The organism is Qipengyuania sp. ABI-127-1, assembly GCA_022953095.1.
GTDB lineage: Bacteria > Pseudomonadota > Alphaproteobacteria > Sphingomonadales > Sphingomonadaceae > Qipengyuania.
In genome coordinates this window covers 769344-785765 of sequence record JALJCR010000001.1, presented here as the reverse complement: position 1 = coordinate 785765, position 16422 = coordinate 769344, and the positions used below count along the sequence as shown (strand labels likewise).

Here is a 16422-nt window from a genome sequence, read left to right as displayed (position 1 = left end):
GAATGGGCATACCGCAGCGAATGTGAGGCAGAGGGGATGCGGGGAAAGAACGTGGCGGGTCGCACCACCAGAGATTACCTCAGGATCGGGACCGCAGCGGCCCATGACACGCTGGACGTGCGCCTGGGCACACTCGTTGAAGGGGACGAGCGCGGTTATGCGCAATTTCTCGAAATCCAGTACCGCGCACGTGTGAATATCGAGAGCTGGCTGGATGAGCGATGCGCCGACATGGCACCGCCGCGCCAGACCGATGCGATCGCCAGAGACCTTGCCGAGTTAGGCGTGCCGATTCCCCCCGACTCGCCCGCCTTCGATGTATCGGCGGATTCCGATCCGCTGGGCATATGCTGGGTGCTGGCGGGGTCATCGCTGGGCAACCGGGCCATCCTCGCGCGGCTTGTGAAAGCCGACGTGCAATGGCCGGTTGCGTTCCTGTCCGACCGGCGCGTGGCCGAATACTGGAAGCGCCTGCGACCGCTTATCGAGAGACCGCATTCACCCGCTGACGATCCGTCGGTGCTCGGCGCAGCGCAGGCAAGCTTCGCCCATTTCAATGCCGTGGCGAGCCAAGTCAGGGCACCGGAGACCACCATATGAATGCGCAGGACGTGAACCTGTCCAACTGCGACCGCGAGCCCATCCATCAGTTAGGCCGCATCCAGGCTTTTGGCGCACTGATCGCAGTCAATGCCGATTGGTTTGCCGCCCATCTGTCAACCAATCTCGAAGATATCTTCGGCCCCGGCCGGACGCTGGAAATCGGCGAGCGCCTCAGCTCACTGTTCGCCCGTCCTGCGCTGGAAGAGCTTCGCAGTTCCGCTTCCGCCCTGTCGAGCACGGATCAGGTCGAACGCCTGTTCGGCGTCGACCTTTTCGATGACGGAACCCTGTATGACTGCGCGTTGCACAGCTCGGGCGGCAATACCGTCATCGAAGTGGAGCGGCACGCCGCAGGCGACCTCAACCGCCAACTCGCCCTGCTCCGCCCGATCATGGCGCGGCTGGGAAAATACACCGATGTGCGGGATCTTGCCGACGAAGCGGCCCGGCAGTTGCGGCACGCGCTGCAGATCGACCGGGTGATGGTTTACCGTTTTCGCGAGGATCTGTCCGGCGAAGTCATCGCCGAGGCTGCGCGCGAAGACCTCGAGAAATTCCACGGGCTGCGTTACCCCAAGTCGGACATCCCTAGTCAGGCGCGCGCGCTCTATTTGCGCAATCGGTTTCGCATCATCGCCGATGTCGCGACCGAACCCGTAGAGATCGAACCCGGCGTGTCTTTCGACGGTGAGCCGCTCGATCTCAGCATGAGCACGTTGCGCGCAGTATCGCCGATCCATATCGAATATCTCAAGAATATGGGCGTCGGCGCCTCGCTGTCGATCTCGATCATCATTGGCGGCAAGCTGTGGGGCCTGTTCGCCTGCCACCATTACGGCCCCAAACTGCTGCCCTATTCGCAGCGCACGGCGGCGGAACTGTTTTCCGAACTGTTTTCGCTCATGCTGGACCGCACGCTGTCGCGGCAGATCGCGGAGCGGCGCGAACTGGGCCGCGAAGTTCATTCGCGGCTGATGCGCGACATCGCGGCGGGCACCCCCCTGTCGGCAAGCCTGCCGATGATCGAGCCCGTGATCCAGCAGGTGATCCCGCATGACGGGGTCAGTATTTTCGTGGAGGACATTTACGATTCGCGCGGATCGGCGCCGAACGAGGAAGAGTTCCGCGCTATCGTCGCCAGTCTGAATGCCGCTGCCACCAGCCGATTGCTGTCGAGCGACGCGATTGCCGAGCGGCTGCCGCGGGCCGCTCGGTTCGCCGAACGCGCGGCCGGGGCTCTGGTCATCCCGGTATCGCGTACGCCGCGCGACTATCTGGTGCTGTGGCGTAAACCGTTGACGCAAACGGTGACCTGGGCCGGAAATCCGGAAAAGCCCGTGGAATCCGGCGTCCATGGCGATCGCCTGACTCCGCGCAAGAGTTTCGCAGCCTGGCAGGAAACGGTCGAAGGTCGCGCGGAGAAATGGTCGCAGGCCGAACTCGAGATCGCCGAGGGGCTTCGCGTCACCTTGCTCGAAGTCATCCTGCGGCTGACCGACGAGGCGGTGGCCGAACGGGCCAAGGCGCAAGAACAGCAGGAATTGCTGATCGCGGAACTCAACCACCGCGTGCGCAACATCCTCAACCTCATTCTCGGCCTGATCAACCAGTCGAAAAACGATGCGGAGGACATTCGGACCTTCGTGGACATCGTGAGCGGGCGGGTCAATTCGCTAGCCTCCGCGCATGACAACATCACCAAGGGCAACTGGTCTCACGCACCGTTCTCGGAACTGATCGAGACCGAGGCCAATGCCTATCTTTCGGACAAAAAAGAGCGGCTCGATCTCACAGGCCCCGAAGCAATGATCGCGCCCGAAGCCTATACGGTTGTGGCACTGGTCATCCATGAGATGATTACCAACTCGGCCAAATATGGCTCGCTCAGCGACCAGTCCGGCAAGCTTGAGGTAGAGGTCAGCCGCGATGCGGAAGACAATTTCTGCCTCGACTGGCGCGAAAGCGGCGGGCCACCGGTCAAGCCGCCCAAACGCCGGGGCTTCGGCAGTACGATCATCGAACGTTCACTTCCCTACGAACTCGAAGGGACTGCGGAAATTCACTACCGGCTGCAGGGCGTAGAGGCGCGTTTCTGCATCCCCGCGCGCTTTGTCCAGTGGCGCGCGCGCGCCGAAGGCGAAGGGCGTAGCTCGCAAGCGAAGAAGACCATGGACGACAAGCTGGAAAACGTGCCCGACAGCGTATTGCTGGTGGAAGACAGCATAATTATCGCGCTCGATGCGGAAGACTGCCTCAAGGAACTGGGGGTAGACAGGGTGCGGGTGGAGAGCACGGTTGCGTCAGCTCTCGACGCGCTGGCCAAATCGCCCCCGGCCCTGGCAATCCTCGATTACAATCTCGGCAAGGAGAACAGCGAACCGGTCGCGGAGAGGCTGAGGGAGCTTGGCATCCCCTTCTGGCTGGCGACAGGATATGGCGAGATGGAAAACAGGATCGCCGAATTGGGTGCGTCCGGCCTGCTGACCAAGCCCTATGGCAAGGACGAGCTGGTCGAAGTGCTCACCCAGGCCGGGCAGGACTGACCCGCCTGCCGCGCTGGCTCAATTGAAAAAACGCTGCTGGTAATGGAAGGTCGCAGCAACCGGATTGCCGCGTGCATCGCGCGCCGGTTCGAAGCGTAGCTGCTCCAGCGCAAGGCGGCAGACGGCGGCATCGGTTTCCGGAAACGGGCTTGGGCGATAGATACTGCACCGCGTGGCGCGCCCCTGTGCCGAGACGGTCAGCCTGACGATCACCGATTTGCCGATGCGCGCCTCGCGCCCACCTGGCGGCACGGGGAACGCGCTCGCATCGGTTATCGCACGGGTGAGGACGGGTTTGGTCGCCGCGCCTGCGCCCTGCCCGCTGCCGCCATCGCCGCTCCCGGTGCCCTGCCCCTCGCCAGCACGGCCGGTTCCTTCGCCATCGTCGGTGGCGCCCGAGGTTTGGGCGGCCCCGGTCGAGGCTGCTCGCGGCGCTGGTGGATCGTCGCGCACCCGCCGCCGCGGCTCGGGCGCGGTGACTGGCTGGGGCACCGCCTCGCGTCCGGGATCGCCCTGAGCGCCCTCGGGCTCAGGCTCGGGGTCCTCTTCCGCTTCCGGCGGCGGCGCGGCAACCGTCACGGTGAAGGCGGAAACCACGGACTGTTCGACACGGTCCACCGCAGCCGGGGCGAGCGCACGCACGAGCAGATAGAACAGCCCGACATGCAGCAGGGCAATGAGCAAGATCACCCAAGGATTGAGGCGCTTGCGAGTCTGCGCATAGCGAGAGGTCTGAGAGTCCATTGGAACAAAACGGCGATCACGGCCCGCATGTTCCATGCACGGCTCGGCCCGGAATGAAAAAGGGCGGCCCTCCGTAAAGAGGGCCGCCCCGCAGTTTGCGTGCGGGGCACCGAGCCCCGCAGCCATTATACTTAGTAGCCGAGGATCAGAGAAAGCGTCGCAGCACGCGGCGCGCCGATCTGAACAAACTGGCCAAAGCTCCAAATATTGTCGAGTGTTCCGTCGGCTGCACCGACGAACAGTTCATCGAACGCATTGGTGACATTGAGCTGGATTGCGGCGTCGGTACCATTGAACATTTCGCCGATGCGGTAACGAACGTCGAAATCGACCAGCGTATAGCTCGAGAAAGTCGCCCCATATGCTTCATTGCCGAACGCGATGAGCGGCAGGTTGACATCGTTCAGGTACCGCTTGCCGGTGTGCTTGACCTGCGCACCGATTTCCAGATCGCCGAAGGTAGCCTGCGCACGGCCGCCAACAGTGAAGGTCGGCGCACCGCTTTCACGCTTGCCGGCGGTCAGCAGGAACTTGTCTTCGCCAACGGCCCCGCAAGTGTTGCCGGGGACGCCGACATCCGACGCGCCGCAAACGCCGCCATCGACATTGTCCTTGATCTCCGAGTCATTGATAGAACCGAAGACGTAGAGCATCAGGTTGCTGGTCGGCTGCCATGCGATCGAGCCATCAAGACCCCATTTATCGACCCGGCCGAGGTTGGTGGTGATCGATTCGCCCAGCAGGTCGTTGAAGGAAGTCCGCAGGCGGTTGTCGTACTGCGTGTACCAAGCGGCAAGCTGCGCAGTGATCTGGCCGTTCTGGTACCGAACGCCGAGGTCGAAACTGTCGGTGGTTTCGGGTACGGGCCGCGCCGCATCACTGTTCACGAAGAACAGCGAGTCATACAGCACGTCGGTGCCTGGAACCGAAATTCCCTTGGCGTAGTTCGCGAAGATCGACGCATCACCAAAATCATACGTGAAGCCGACGTTCGGCAGCAGCTCATCGTATTTGTAGGTCCGAGCCAGCGGAGCCACCGCATCGGGATTGAGCGCGATGAATTCGCTGGGATCCTGGTTTTCGAAGCATGCCAAATCGCCATCAGCATCCAGCGTATAGCACTTCTGTTCCAGTTCGCGGGTGAAGAACGGCGCACGCAGCCCGATATTCGCCGTCAGATTGCCGAAACGGCCGCGATACTCACCGGAGACCTGGTGCAGGATCGCGTAGGATTGGCGGTTACGCTTGTTGAGCGCGAAGCCATCGGCAGTCAGAAGGGGATCGTTGATCGGAAATACATCGGCGATCTCGCCATTCGCCAAAGCGACCGAAGTCTGACCGGTCTGGCGATGGTTGGCCCGGTCCCAAGTGTATGCCAATCGAATGGCGTGGTCCGCATTGATCTCGTAATTGAGGTTCGCGATCACGCCGAAACGATGTGTCCGGGTCTGGCTCGGGTCGTGGCCGGTGACTTCGTCCAGCATATCGCCGTCGCCATTAAGATCGCGACCGAAGAAGTACTGACGACCGTTGTTGGTGTTGTTGAAGTACCCGGTATAGCCCGTGGTGCCGTTCGGCGTCGTGTTGCAGTCGCCATCGGCCTCGAGATAACAACGCTGCTCGAGCAGCTCTTCGTCGCCGCCGCCATTGGCCTTGACGTACTGGTAGCTGGGATCGACCGTAAGAACGAGACCATCGGCCAGGGTGAAACGCGAGGCACCGCGAATGTTGCCCGTGTTCGACGGGTTGTACCGGCGATCGAACTCGGCACCGCAATTGTTGTCCGTGTCACGCACGCCCGGGGTCGGAAGATCGACGGTGCAGGGATAGTTGATCTCGTAAAAGCGATCTTCCCGCGTTTCGGGAAAAGCATAGGGCGCGAACGAACCGAAGAAATTGTTGCGGTTCTCATTATAGTGACCAGCCACGGCGACGAAATCGCCATTGTCGCCGACGTCCTGCCAGATACGGCCATTATATTGCTGCTTTTCGACAACGCCGTAATTGTTGAAGGGGTTGTTATAGCGCGAGAAGCTGGCAGAGGCGAAAGCCTTGGTGCCGAGGCCCGTGATATCTCCGGTATCAATCATCACGAAGCCGCGTCCGAACAGACGATCGCGCTCGTAGTTCGCATTGTTGCCTTTGGCGAAGATGTCGCCGACGGTCAGCGTCATGGTGACACCGAATTCGTCGTCCGGCTCTTTCGTGCGCAGGTTGATGGTGCCGCCGACGGCCGAAGCGGTCGGGCTGTCGACATCGGTGACGCCGAGGTTGACGTTGACGTTGTCGAGGATTTCGGGGTCCACCTGCTGGTTGGTGTAGAGCGCGTAATTGCCCGAATCGTTCAACGGCAAACCGTCGAGGGTCTGCGATATACGGCTGTCGTCAAAGCCGCGAATGGTGAATTTGCCGCCCGACGAGCCCCAAGGGTCGTTGTTCTGGAAGCTGACGCCGGGAACCAGATTGACGATGTCGTTGACCGTCTGGCCGGGGCGCTGGCGACGGATGATTTCCTCGCTCAGGACCTGCTTGGCCTTGGGGGAATCGGGAATATCGACGCCGCCGACACCCGTATCGCGGGCGCCGGATACGATGATCACATTGTCGTCGAAATCGACCGAGCCGGTCGACTGCGCGGCGGCCGGAGCGGCGAGCATGGCGCTGGCTGTGCTGACCGCAGAAGCAGCCAGAAGATATTTGAACTTCATCGGGAAAGACCTCTTGGTGTCTTGTTCGGGGGGATAAAAGGTGTCGCAGAACCCCGCTAGGCGGGATGCGTTGCCGCCAAGCTACGGAAATGTGACAGAGTCAAGACGGGCGTGGCAGATATGTTAAACCCACACCCACACCGGCAAATTACACCCTATAAATCAACGCTCTATATAAGTTGCATTTTTGCAACTGGTGAGCTTTTTTGCCGATTCCCCGAAATCGTCCGGCCGGAATTGCTGCAATGCAACAAGTTAAGCCAGATTGATCTCGCGCAGACGCTGCATCAGGAATTCGTGGCTCGAGATCGGCCCGGGATGAGCATCGGGAGCCTGCGGATCGATGCAGGATGGCAGCGTTTCGATCACATAATCGGGCCGGAAATGCAGGAAGAACGGCATCGAATAGCGGGCACGATAGGCCGCTTGCCCACGCGGATTGACCACGCGGTGCGTGGTCGAGCGCAGCTTGCCGTTGGTCAGCCGGTCGAGCATGTCCCCGACATTGATGACCAGCGCCCCTTCCGGCACGTCGACGGCTTTCCAGTCGCCCTGCCTGGTCAGCAGTTCGAGACCCGCTTCCTCGGCACCGAGCAGCAGGGTGATGGTGTTGATGTCCCCATGCGCTGCAGCACGAATCGCCCCTTCGGCCTCTTCCCCCTCGAGCGGCGGATAGCGCAGCAGGCGCATAACCGAATTGCCGTCTTCGACCGTGGGCGCAAAGAAGGTGCGTTCGAGTCCGAGATGCAGGGCGATGCCTTCGAGCACGCGCGCTCCAGCCTCCTCGAAAGCCGAATAGAGCTTGGTGAAGGTTTTACGGAATCCCTCGACCTCGCTCGGCCAGACATTGTCCGCCATATATTCGGACAGCTCGTGGCCCTCGGGCAATTCGCGCCCGACATGCCAGAATTCCTTCAGATCATGGATCTTGGCGTCCTTGGCCTTTTCGGTGCCGAAGGGCGTATAGCCGCGCGCGCCGCCACCGCCGGGAATGTGATATGCTTTCTTCACCTCGTCAGGCAGAGCGAAGAATTCCTTCGACAAGGCTTCGGCCCGGTCGATCAGGTCCTGCGGAATGCCATGGTCGCGGATCACGGCGAAGCCGTATTCCCGGAAGCTGCGGCCCAGCTCGTCGGCAATGCTGTCGAGCGGCTGTGCCAGCGACACAACCGCGATATCGGTGTTCGAATCGGTCATAATGGGTGCGCCCTTTAGTATGGTAGGAAGAGTCCCGCCAGCGCCGCGCTCATCAGATTGGCGAGGCTGCCGGCAGCGAGCGCGCGGATACCCAGCTTGGCGATCACCGGTCTTTGATTTGGCGCAAGTCCGCCGGTAACCGCCATCTGGATCGCGATCGAACTGAAATTGGCAAAGCCGCACAGCGCGAAAGTGACGATCGCGCGGCTTCGATCCGACAGCACCGAAGCGTCCATCGCTCCCAGATCGATAAAGGCGACGAATTCATTGAGCACGATCTTGGTGCCGAACAGCCCGCCAGCCGTGCCTGCCTGTTCCCACGGAATGCCGATCAGGAACATGACTGGCGCGAAGACGAAGCCAAGCAATTGCTGGAAACTGATATCGGGATAGCCGAACCACGCGCCGATTCCACCGAGAATACCGTTGGCCAGCGCAACGAGGGCAACGAAGACCATGACCATTGCGCCGACGGCCACCGCGAGCTTCACGCCGGTTTGCGTCCCCTGCGCCGCGGCTTCGATGATATTGGCGGGCCGGTGACCTTCCTCGAAGGTTTCCGCGACTTCGACCTCATGCGGCTTGCCGCTTTCGGTGAGGGCAGCGGGTCCTTCCGCGCTGATCCGCGCATCGGGCAGGACGATCTCCGCCTCGGGGTCCACGCCGGACATTTCCGCCGCATCGCGCGCCAAGATGCTCTCATCGTCGGGCATGATGATCTTGGCCATCAGGATACCGCCCGGCGCCGACATGAAGGCCGCCGCCAGAAGGAAAGGTACCGCTTCCGCGCCGATGAAGCTGGCATAAGCCGCCAGAATCGTCCCCGCGACACCTGCCATGCCCACACTCATCAGCGTGAACAGGCGGCTCGGCGTGAGCGCGGCGAGATAGGGACGCACCACGAGCGGGCTTTCGGACTGCCCGACGAAGATATTGGCCGCGCTGCCCAGCGCTTCGACCTTGCTGATCCCGGTGATCCAGCCGATCGCCCCGCCGACCCAGCGTACCAGCCGCTGCATGATCCCCCAGTGATAGAGGATCGAGACGATCGCCGCGAAAAAGACGATTACCGGCAGCGCGGCGATGACGAATGTGTTGGTGAAGGGATTGGCGGCCATCGGGCCGAACACCGCCTCGATCCCCACCTTCGAATAGTCGAGCAGCGCGATCACCCCGTTCGACATCGTCTGGATCAGTTGGACACCCCACGGGGTGCGCAGCACAAGCAGCGCCATCAGCGCCTGCAGGGCGAAGGCCGCGCCTACCACGCGCAGCTTGATGCGCCGTTTCCCCGTCGACAGCAGGAAGGCAATCAGCAAGATCGCCGCAATGCCGACGAGATTGATCAGGATGGGGGACATCGGGTTCCCTTTGGGAAAGACAAGTTGCGGATGAAATCGTCTGCTGTCTTGCTTGCGGCGCTCCATTAGTCAATTTTCACGCCCCGCCGACGGCCTCGCCGTCCACGATATCTACGAGGCCGAAATACATGAACGAACCCGCCAACGAGACCAGGCTCGCAGCCGCTGCCATGCCGCCGGGCCTGTTCGTCTATACGCTGCTCTATGGCGGAATGACCGTGCTGGCGGGCGTGCTGGCCTACAAGCAGGTGCAGTTATGGCCGACCGACCTTGCGGTCGAATCGGGCATTTTCGCCTTCCTGCTGCTGGTGGTGATCTCCAGCACGATTGCCCAGCTTTACGGCGAAAAGCTGGCGAACCGGATCGTATGGTGGGGCTTCGTGCCCTTGCTGGTGGCCTCGCTGCTGATGCAGCTCGTGCTGAACCTGCCCGCCTCTACCGAAATGGTCGAATTCCGGTCGGACGATCTCGCCGCTTTCGAGCGCGTCCATGCGACCTTGTGGCGCGTGTGGATGGCAGGTCCCGCCGCCTATATCGTTTCACTGCTGCTCAATGTCTGGATTTTTTCGCGGCTGCGCGGATCATCCGAGGGCGCATCGACCGTATCGCTGATGGCGCGCGGCGCGATTGCATCGGCATTGAGCCAGGCGATCGATTCGGTGATCTTCATCACGCTGGCCTTCTACGGCCAGTTCGCGATCACCAATCTGCTGATCGGCCAAATCATCGCCAAGGTCGTTTTGAGCCTGGTGCTGGTGCCCTTCCTCATCACCGGCGGGGTCGCCCTCGCCCGCTGGCTGGACCGCCGTTAAACCCGTTTCACATTCGCGATCAGGGTTTCGTCGAGGCTGTCACCATGCAGCACCGAAACGTCGCCCGTGGTTTCGAGCACCACCGCGCGCACTTTCGCGAGGTCGAGCACGTTGGCCTCGCGCAGCTTGGCAATAAGATCGCTCTTGGCAACGCGCGTCGATTCCAGCGCGTCTTCAAAGAACTCGCCATTGCGCATCAGAAAAACGGGCTCGTTCTGCATCGCCCTTTCCGCAGCGTCCGAAGCCCTGCGCAGGCGAGCGGCAGTGTACTGCACGGCGAACAATCCCAGCATCGCAGCCATTGCCTGCGCAAATGCCATCCAGTCGCTTGCCTGCCCCGCCCCCGCGACGAGACTGCCCAGCGCGACGGTCATGACGAAATCGAAATTGGTCATCTTGGATAGCGACCGCAGCCCATTCACGCGGATCAGCAAAACTATCCACCCGATCGCTGCGGCAGAGAGAAGCCCGCCGCGCACGGCGATATCGAGCCATTGATTGTCGAATATCATACCGGCCCAACGCGCGGTGTTCGCATGCTATCCCGAAATCATCGTTTAATCAGCAGCCCAAGCGCTGTGCATGCCAGGCGACGTGGTCGGCCATGAAACTCGAGATGAAATAATAGGAATGGTCGTAGCCATCCTGCATGCGGATATCCGCCGCGATACCGGCTTTTTCGCATGCCTCGACGAGAAGCCCGGTCTTGAGCTGGTTTTCGAGGAAGTCGTCCGCCGTCCCCTGATCGACCAGAAGATGCGGCAACCGCGCGCCGTCCTCGATCAGGGCGCAGGCATCGTATGCGCGCCAGGCTTCGCGGACCGGGCCAAGATAGCCGCCCAGCGCCTTTTCGCCCCAGGGGCAGTTCAGCGGGCTGACGATCGGTGAAAAAGCGCTGACCGAAGCGAAACGGTCGGGATTGCGCAGCGCCGTGGTCAACGCACCGTGTCCGCCCATCGAATGGCCGGTGATACCCTGCCGATCGAGATCGACCGGAAAATGTTCGCCCACCAGCACCGGAAGCTCCCCTTCGATATAGCTGCGCATGGCGAAGTGCCGCGCCCACGGTTCCTGCGTCGCATCGACATAAAAGCCCGCGCCCTTGCCGAAATCATAGGCTTCGTCGTCGGGCACGTCCTCGCCGCGCGGCGAGGTGTCGGGCGCGAGGAAGATCACGCCATGCTCGGCGCATGCGGCGCGGTACTCGCCCTTCTCGGTCACGTTCGCATGGGTGCAGGTGAGGCCGGAAAGGAACCACAATACCGGCAGCTTCGCACCTGCGTCATGCTCGGGCACGAAAGCCGAGAAGGTCATGTCGGTGCCGGTGCTGGAGGAGGCATGGCGATAGACGCCCTGCACGCCGCCGTGGCTGCGATGTTCCTCCAGCGTCTCCAGCACGCTCGCCATGTCCTAGAGCGCGACCTCGTATTTCGCGGTCGTTTTCTCGGCCACTTCCTCTGCGGTCACGCCCGGCGCCAGCTCGATCAGGCGGAACGGACTGTCATGGTCAACTCGGTGGAAGACGGCGAGATTGGTGATGATCATGTCGACCACGTTCTGCCCGGTCAGCGGCAGCGTGCATTCGGGGATGAATTTGGGGCTGCCATCCTTGGCATTGTGGTCCATCACCACGATGATCTTCTTCACCCCGGCGACGAGGTCCATCGCGCCGCCCATGCCTTTGATCATCTTGCCGGGGATCATCCAGTTGGCGATGTCGCCGTTCTGCGCGACTTCCATTGCGCCCAGCACGGTGAGGTCGATATGCCCGCCGCGAATCATCGCAAAGCTCGCCGCGCTGTCGAAATAGGCGCTGTGCGGCAGTTCGCTGATGGTCTGCTTGCCAGCGTTGATCAGGTCCGCATCGACCTCGTCGGGATAGGGAAACGGCCCGATGCCGAGCATGCCGTTCTCGCTCTGCAGCGTGACATGCATGCCTTCGGGAATGTGGTTGGCGACCAGCGTCGGAATGCCGATTCCGAGATTGACGTAATAGCCGTCTTCCAGTTCCTTCGCCGCGCGGGCGGCCATCTGGTTGCGATCCCAGCCCATTATGCGGCCTCCCTTTCGCGGGTCGTCGTGAATTCGATCTTCTTGTCGTAGGGCGCGCCCACAATCATCCGCTGGACGTAAACGCCCGGCAAATGGATGCAGTCGGGATCGAGGCTGCCTGTGGGCACCACTTCTTCCACCTCGACCACGCAGACCTTGCCGCAGGTGGCGGCGGGCAGGTTGAAGTTGCGCGCGGTCTTACGGAAGACGAGGTTGCCCGTCTCGTCGGCCTTCCACGCCTTGACGATGGCGAGATCGGCGAAAATGCCGCGTTCGAGGATATAGGTCTCGCCGTCGAAATCCTTGTGCTCCTTGCCCTCGGCGACCTGCGTGCCGACGCCGGTCTTGGTGTAGAAGCCGGGAATGCCCGCACCGCCTGCGCGCATGCGTTCGGCGAGCGTGCCCTGCGGGCAGAACTCGACTTCGAGCTCGCCGGATAGGAACTGGCGTTCGAACTCCTTGTTCTCGCCGACATAGGACGAGATCATCTTCTTCACTTGGCGGCTGCGCAGCAGCATGCCGATGCCTTCATTGTCGATCCCCGCATTGTTGCTGGCGAAGGTCAGGCCCTTCACCCCGCTGTCGCGGATCGCGGTCAAGAGACGCTCGGGGATGCCGCAGAGGCCGAAGCCGCCGCTGGCAATGAGCATGTCGTCCGTCAGCAGCCCGTCGAGGGCCGCCGCGGCGTCGGGATAAAGCTTGTCTGCCATCAATACACCACCACACTGCGGATGGATTCGCCTGCATGCATCAGGTCGAAGCCCTTGTTGATTTCTTCCAGCGACAGGACATGGGTAATCATCGGCTCGATCTCGATCTTGCCGTCCATATACCAGTCGACGATTTTCGGAACGTCGGTGCGGCCCTTGGCTCCGCCGAATGCGGTGCCGCGCCAGTTGCGGCCCGTCACAAGCTGGAACGGGCGCGTCGCGATTTCCTTGCCCGCTTCGGCCACGCCGATGATGATCGAAGTGCCCCAGCCCCGGTGGCAAGCCTCCAGCGCGGTGCGCATGACATCGGTGTTGCCGGTGCAGTCGAAGGAATAATCCGCCCCGCCGTCGGTCATCTCGACGATTTTAGCGACCACCTCGTCATTGCTCATCCCCTTCGTGTTGAGGAAGTGGGTCATGCCGAACTTGCGGCCCCATTCCTCGCGGTCGGGGTTGATGTCGATGCCGACGATCATGTTCGCGCCCGCCAGCCGCGCGCCCTGGATGACATTGAGACCGATCCCGCCAAGGCCGAAGACCACGACATTGTCGCCGACCTGCACCTTGGCGGTATTGGTCACCGCGCCGACGCCGGTCGTGACCCCGCAGCCAATGTAACAACTCGTCTTGAAGGGCGCGTCCTCGCGGATCTTGGCGACCGCGATTTCTGGCAGGACGGTGAAGTTCGAAAAGGTCGAACAGCCCATATAGTGGAAGATCGGCTCGCCCTTGTAGGAAAAGCGCGTGGTCCCGTCGGGCATCAGGCCCTTGCCCTGCGTCGCGCGGATCGCGGTGCACAGATTGGTCTTGCCGCTGAGGCACGATTTACACTGGCGGCATTCTGGCGTGTAGAGCGGGATCACGTGATCGCCCGGCTTTACGCTGGTCACGCCCGCGCCCACTTCACGCACGATTCCCGCGCCTTCATGGCCCAGCACGCTGGGAAAAATTCCTTCCGAATCGAACCCGTCGAGCGTGTAGGCATCGGTATGGCAGATGCCCGTGGCCATGATCTCGACCAGCACTTCACCCGCCTTGGGGCCTTCCAGATCCAGCTCGACGATTTCGAGGGGCTGCTTGGCGGCGAAGGCGACGGCGGCGCGGGTCTTCATAGGCGAATGCTCCGGACGGTGGATGCCGGCGCTCCGGCCTCGGGGCGAAATTGTGGTGGTGAGCCGTGCTGGGTTCGAACCAGCGACCTACTGATTAAAAGTCAGTTGCTCTACCGACTGAGCTAACGGCCCGACCACGGCGTGCCACCTAGGGATGCGGTTGCGGGTGGTCAAGCGGGTCATGCGTCATTCTGTCCGCAGTGGCCGGGAAAGGCGCGCGGCAAGCTGGCGGATGGTGAGGCCGGTAACCGGATCGCGCCAGTGCGGAGCGATCTGCGCAGCGGGGTGCAGAACGAAATCGCGTTCGCGGAACAGCGGATGCGGCACCGAAAGGCCGGGCGCTTGCCACATCCCGCCACTCCACAACACAATGTCGAGATCGAGCGTGCGCGATCGCCACCGCTGTCCGCGCCGTTCCCGGCCGAAAGCCCGTTCGATATCCTGCAGGCTTTCCAGCGCATCGGGCGGGCAAAGATCCCCAACGATCACCGCGGCCGCATTGGCGTATCGCCGCAGGGACGGGCCGACCGGTGCACTGTCCGCGAGACGCGAGAAGGCCTCGACCCGCCAGCCCGCATCCACCAGCGCCCCGGCAGCCGAAGCCAGCACTGCGCGCGGCGCGCCGATGCCCGGCACCCGGCGGTTGGACCCAAGCCCGATCAGGTAGCGATGCTTGCTTGCGTCCCTCATATCTCCGCCCTAGCGTCGCAACCGACAGCAGCCAATCGGGAAGGGTGGACGATGATAATGAAGGCGTTTCTGCTGGCAGGTGCCTTGGCGATTTCGGGGCATGCCGCGGCAAGCGAGGGATCGCCGCGCGACCTGACCGAACACGAGCAGCGCGTGCACGACATCTACCGCGACATCATTGCCTTCCGAACCGCAGCCGGACACGGGCAGATGGATGAGATGGTTGCCTATCTGACCGATCGCCTGGCCGAAGCCGGATTTGCCGACGAGGACCTTTTGGTGACCGATTACGATAGCGATGGCGATGCAACCCAGGGCCTGATCGTGCGCTATCGCGGCGATGGCTCTTCGGGCGCGAAACCCATCGTAATGCTGGCGCATATGGATGTGGTGGACGCCCTGCCCGAGGATTGGGAACGCGACCCCTTCACGCTGATCGAGGAAGATGGGTATTTCTTCGGACGCGGGACGCAGGACAACAAATATGGCGTCGCCAATCTCACCGGGACCTTCATCCGGCTGAAAAAGGAAGGCTGGACGCCCAGTCGCGATCTCTACCTGGTTTTCTCGGGCGACGAGGAAACCGGGATGGTCTCCACCCGCGCACAGGCGAAATGGGTCGCCGAGAATGTCGATCCGGCCTATGTTCTCAATTCGGATGCGGGCGGGATCGGTCTGGCCGACGATTATTCCCCGCTCGCCCAGCAGGTCCAGCTCGCCGAGAAAACCTATGTCACATTCGACATTACCGCGACCAATCCGGGCGGCCATTCATCGCGCCCGCGCAGCGACAATGCAATCTACGATCTGGCCGCCGCGCTGACCCGGATTTCGCAGCATCGCTTCCCCGTGCGCGAGAGCGCCCTGACGCGCAGCTATTTCGCTGCCATGGGCCGGAGCATCCCCGGACAACTCGGCGCGGCCATGCGCGCTTTCGCCGCCGATCCGAACGATGCCGACGCCATCGACACGATCAGCGCCAATCCCGGCTTCGTCGGCACACTGCGCACCACCTGCGTCGCGACCATGCTGAAGGCCGGCCATGCGGAGAACGCATTGCCGCAATCGGCCAGCGCAGCGGTCAATTGCCGCGTCTTCCCGGGCGAAGGCGTGGAATCGGTCAAGGCCGCGCTGGAGACTGTGATCGGCGACGAAAAACTCACCGTTACCCAGCGCGAGAAAGCAACCGAGAGCCCGATGAGCACGCTTCCTGACGAGGTCCGGACAGCACTGGCCAAATCGCTGACAGCGCGTTTCGGCCAGCCGATCCCGATGATACCCACGATGTCTTCGGGCGGCACGGACGGCATGCATTATCGCGCGCTCGGCTACGACACGGTGGCCATCGGGGCCGGGGCCAGCCGCCCGCAGGATATCTACGCACACGGGCTGAACGAAAGGATGCGGGTAGACGCCTTCTATGACGGGCTGGACCATTGGAGCATCGTTCTGAAAGACCTGGCCGGGCGCTAGAATATCTCGTTCTCGGCTGCCCTAAGAGTGAACACGTCCAGCGTAAGCTTGCGTTTTCTCGCGAACAGCCCGCCCCGCGCGATGGCGAAAGGAACCTGGACATCGCTGGCATAGTTGGCGGCTCGCAGCCGAACTTCCATCATGTCTCGATGCGCCCGATGCAGAACGATGGCGGCGGCCCGGATCGTGCCCTCCCGCGCGCGCGGTTTCAGCAATTCGGCGAACCGGTCGAGCACCGTCTGCGCTCCGTCGATGGCCCCGGTTTCGAGCACGGCGACATTCTGTATCGCGCCATTTGCACGCAATTCGAACAAAAGCGGGAAGAAGGTGCCGTCTTTCTCGATCCGGGCGATGCCGGCCTCGAGAGCGGCCGTGAACAACGCGTCGAGCTGCGCCTGGTCGATGCCAGGCGGCACG

15 protein-coding genes and 1 tRNA gene are annotated in these 16422 nt (G+C 62.2%); 4 read left to right on the top strand and 12 right to left on the bottom strand.

The features are described 5' to 3' along the window. Positions 1-36: 36 nt before the first annotated feature. A complete protein-coding gene (locus MUY37_RS03765) occupies positions 37-600 on the top strand; it encodes a biliverdin-producing heme oxygenase (protein WP_499194070.1) in 564 nt (187 codons plus the stop codon). Beyond that, on the top strand, positions 597-3146 hold the full coding sequence (locus tag MUY37_RS03760; RefSeq protein ID WP_499194069.1) for an HWE histidine kinase domain-containing protein: 2550 nt from the start codon (positions 597-599) through the stop codon (positions 3144-3146). Before MUY37_RS03765 ends, MUY37_RS03760 begins: the two co-directional genes overlap by 4 nt. Positions 3147-3164: 18 nt before the next feature. Here MUY37_RS03760 and MUY37_RS03755 read toward each other — a convergent pair whose 3' ends face one another. From MUY37_RS03755 to MUY37_RS03740, 4 genes are all read right to left on the bottom strand, one after another. Then, on the bottom strand, positions 3165-3890 hold the full coding sequence (locus tag MUY37_RS03755; RefSeq protein WP_499194068.1) for a TonB family protein: 726 nt from the start codon (positions 3888-3890) through the stop codon (positions 3165-3167). 131 nt (positions 3891-4021) lie between these two features. Next, positions 4022-6598 carry a TonB-dependent receptor gene (locus MUY37_RS03750; protein ID WP_499194067.1) on the bottom strand — a complete coding sequence of 859 codons (2577 nt, stop codon included), beginning with the start codon at positions 6596-6598 and terminating at the stop codon, positions 4022-4024. 255 nt (positions 6599-6853) lie between these two features. Next, positions 6854-7795, bottom strand: a complete 942-nt coding sequence (locus MUY37_RS03745; RefSeq protein WP_499194066.1) for an isopenicillin N synthase family dioxygenase — start codon at positions 7793-7795, stop codon at positions 6854-6856. A gap of 14 nt (positions 7796-7809) precedes the next feature. Next, on the bottom strand, positions 7810-9156 hold the full coding sequence (locus tag MUY37_RS03740; protein WP_499194065.1) for a NupC/NupG family nucleoside CNT transporter: 1347 nt from the start codon (positions 9154-9156) through the stop codon (positions 7810-7812). Between the two features lie 128 nt (positions 9157-9284). Here MUY37_RS03740 and MUY37_RS03735 point away from each other — a divergent pair, with 128 nt between their 5' ends. After that, the gene (locus MUY37_RS03735; protein ID WP_499194064.1) at positions 9285-9968 is read left to right on the top strand and encodes a queuosine precursor transporter; all 684 of its coding nucleotides are present in this window, start codon (positions 9285-9287) and stop codon (positions 9966-9968) included. On the opposite strand, the gene MUY37_RS03730 is transcribed toward MUY37_RS03735, so the two are convergent. The 7 genes from MUY37_RS03730 to folK all read right to left on the bottom strand — a co-directional run bounded on the left by MUY37_RS03730 (position 9965) and on the right by folK (position 14532). Beyond that, entirely contained in the window at positions 9965-10480 is a 516-nt protein-coding gene (locus MUY37_RS03730) for a DUF421 domain-containing protein (RefSeq protein WP_499194063.1), read from the bottom strand. The genes MUY37_RS03735 and MUY37_RS03730 overlap by 4 nt on opposite strands. Before the next feature lie 49 nt (positions 10481-10529). Next, complete coding sequence (fghA, locus tag MUY37_RS03725) at positions 10530-11375, bottom strand: S-formylglutathione hydrolase (protein WP_499194062.1); 846 nt, start codon at positions 11373-11375, stop codon at positions 10530-10532. 3 nt (positions 11376-11378) lie between these two features. Next, the gene (locus tag MUY37_RS03720) at positions 11379-12020 is read right to left on the bottom strand and encodes a CoA transferase subunit B (protein WP_499194061.1); all 642 of its coding nucleotides are present in this window, start codon (positions 12018-12020) and stop codon (positions 11379-11381) included. Continuing rightward, positions 12020-12730: a CoA transferase subunit A gene (locus MUY37_RS03715; RefSeq protein WP_499194060.1), complete on the bottom strand. Its 711-nt coding sequence runs from the start codon at positions 12728-12730 to the stop codon at positions 12020-12022. The genes MUY37_RS03720 and MUY37_RS03715 overlap by 1 nt, the downstream gene beginning before the upstream one ends. After that, complete coding sequence (locus MUY37_RS03710) at positions 12730-13842, bottom strand: S-(hydroxymethyl)glutathione dehydrogenase/class III alcohol dehydrogenase (RefSeq protein ID WP_499194059.1); 1113 nt, start codon at positions 13840-13842, stop codon at positions 12730-12732. The genes MUY37_RS03715 and MUY37_RS03710 overlap by 1 nt, the downstream gene beginning before the upstream one ends. Before the next feature lie 56 nt (positions 13843-13898). Further along, positions 13899-13974, bottom strand: a tRNA-Lys gene (locus MUY37_RS03705). Between the two features lie 54 nt (positions 13975-14028). After that, complete coding sequence (gene folK, locus MUY37_RS03700) at positions 14029-14532, bottom strand: 2-amino-4-hydroxy-6-hydroxymethyldihydropteridine diphosphokinase (protein ID WP_499194058.1); 504 nt, start codon at positions 14530-14532, stop codon at positions 14029-14031. A 57-nt stretch (positions 14533-14589) separates the two neighbouring features. On the opposite strand from folK, the gene MUY37_RS03695 reads away from it, so the two are divergent. Beyond that, entirely contained in the window at positions 14590-16005 is a 1416-nt protein-coding gene (locus tag MUY37_RS03695; protein ID WP_499194057.1) for a M20/M25/M40 family metallo-hydrolase, read from the top strand. Here the strand turns inward: MUY37_RS03695 and MUY37_RS03690 are convergent. Continuing rightward, complete coding sequence (locus MUY37_RS03690) at positions 16002-16421, bottom strand: hypothetical protein (protein WP_499194056.1); 420 nt, start codon at positions 16419-16421, stop codon at positions 16002-16004. The two genes, MUY37_RS03695 and MUY37_RS03690, sit on opposite strands and share 4 nt — an antisense overlap. Between the last annotated feature and the right edge of the window lies 1 nt (position 16422).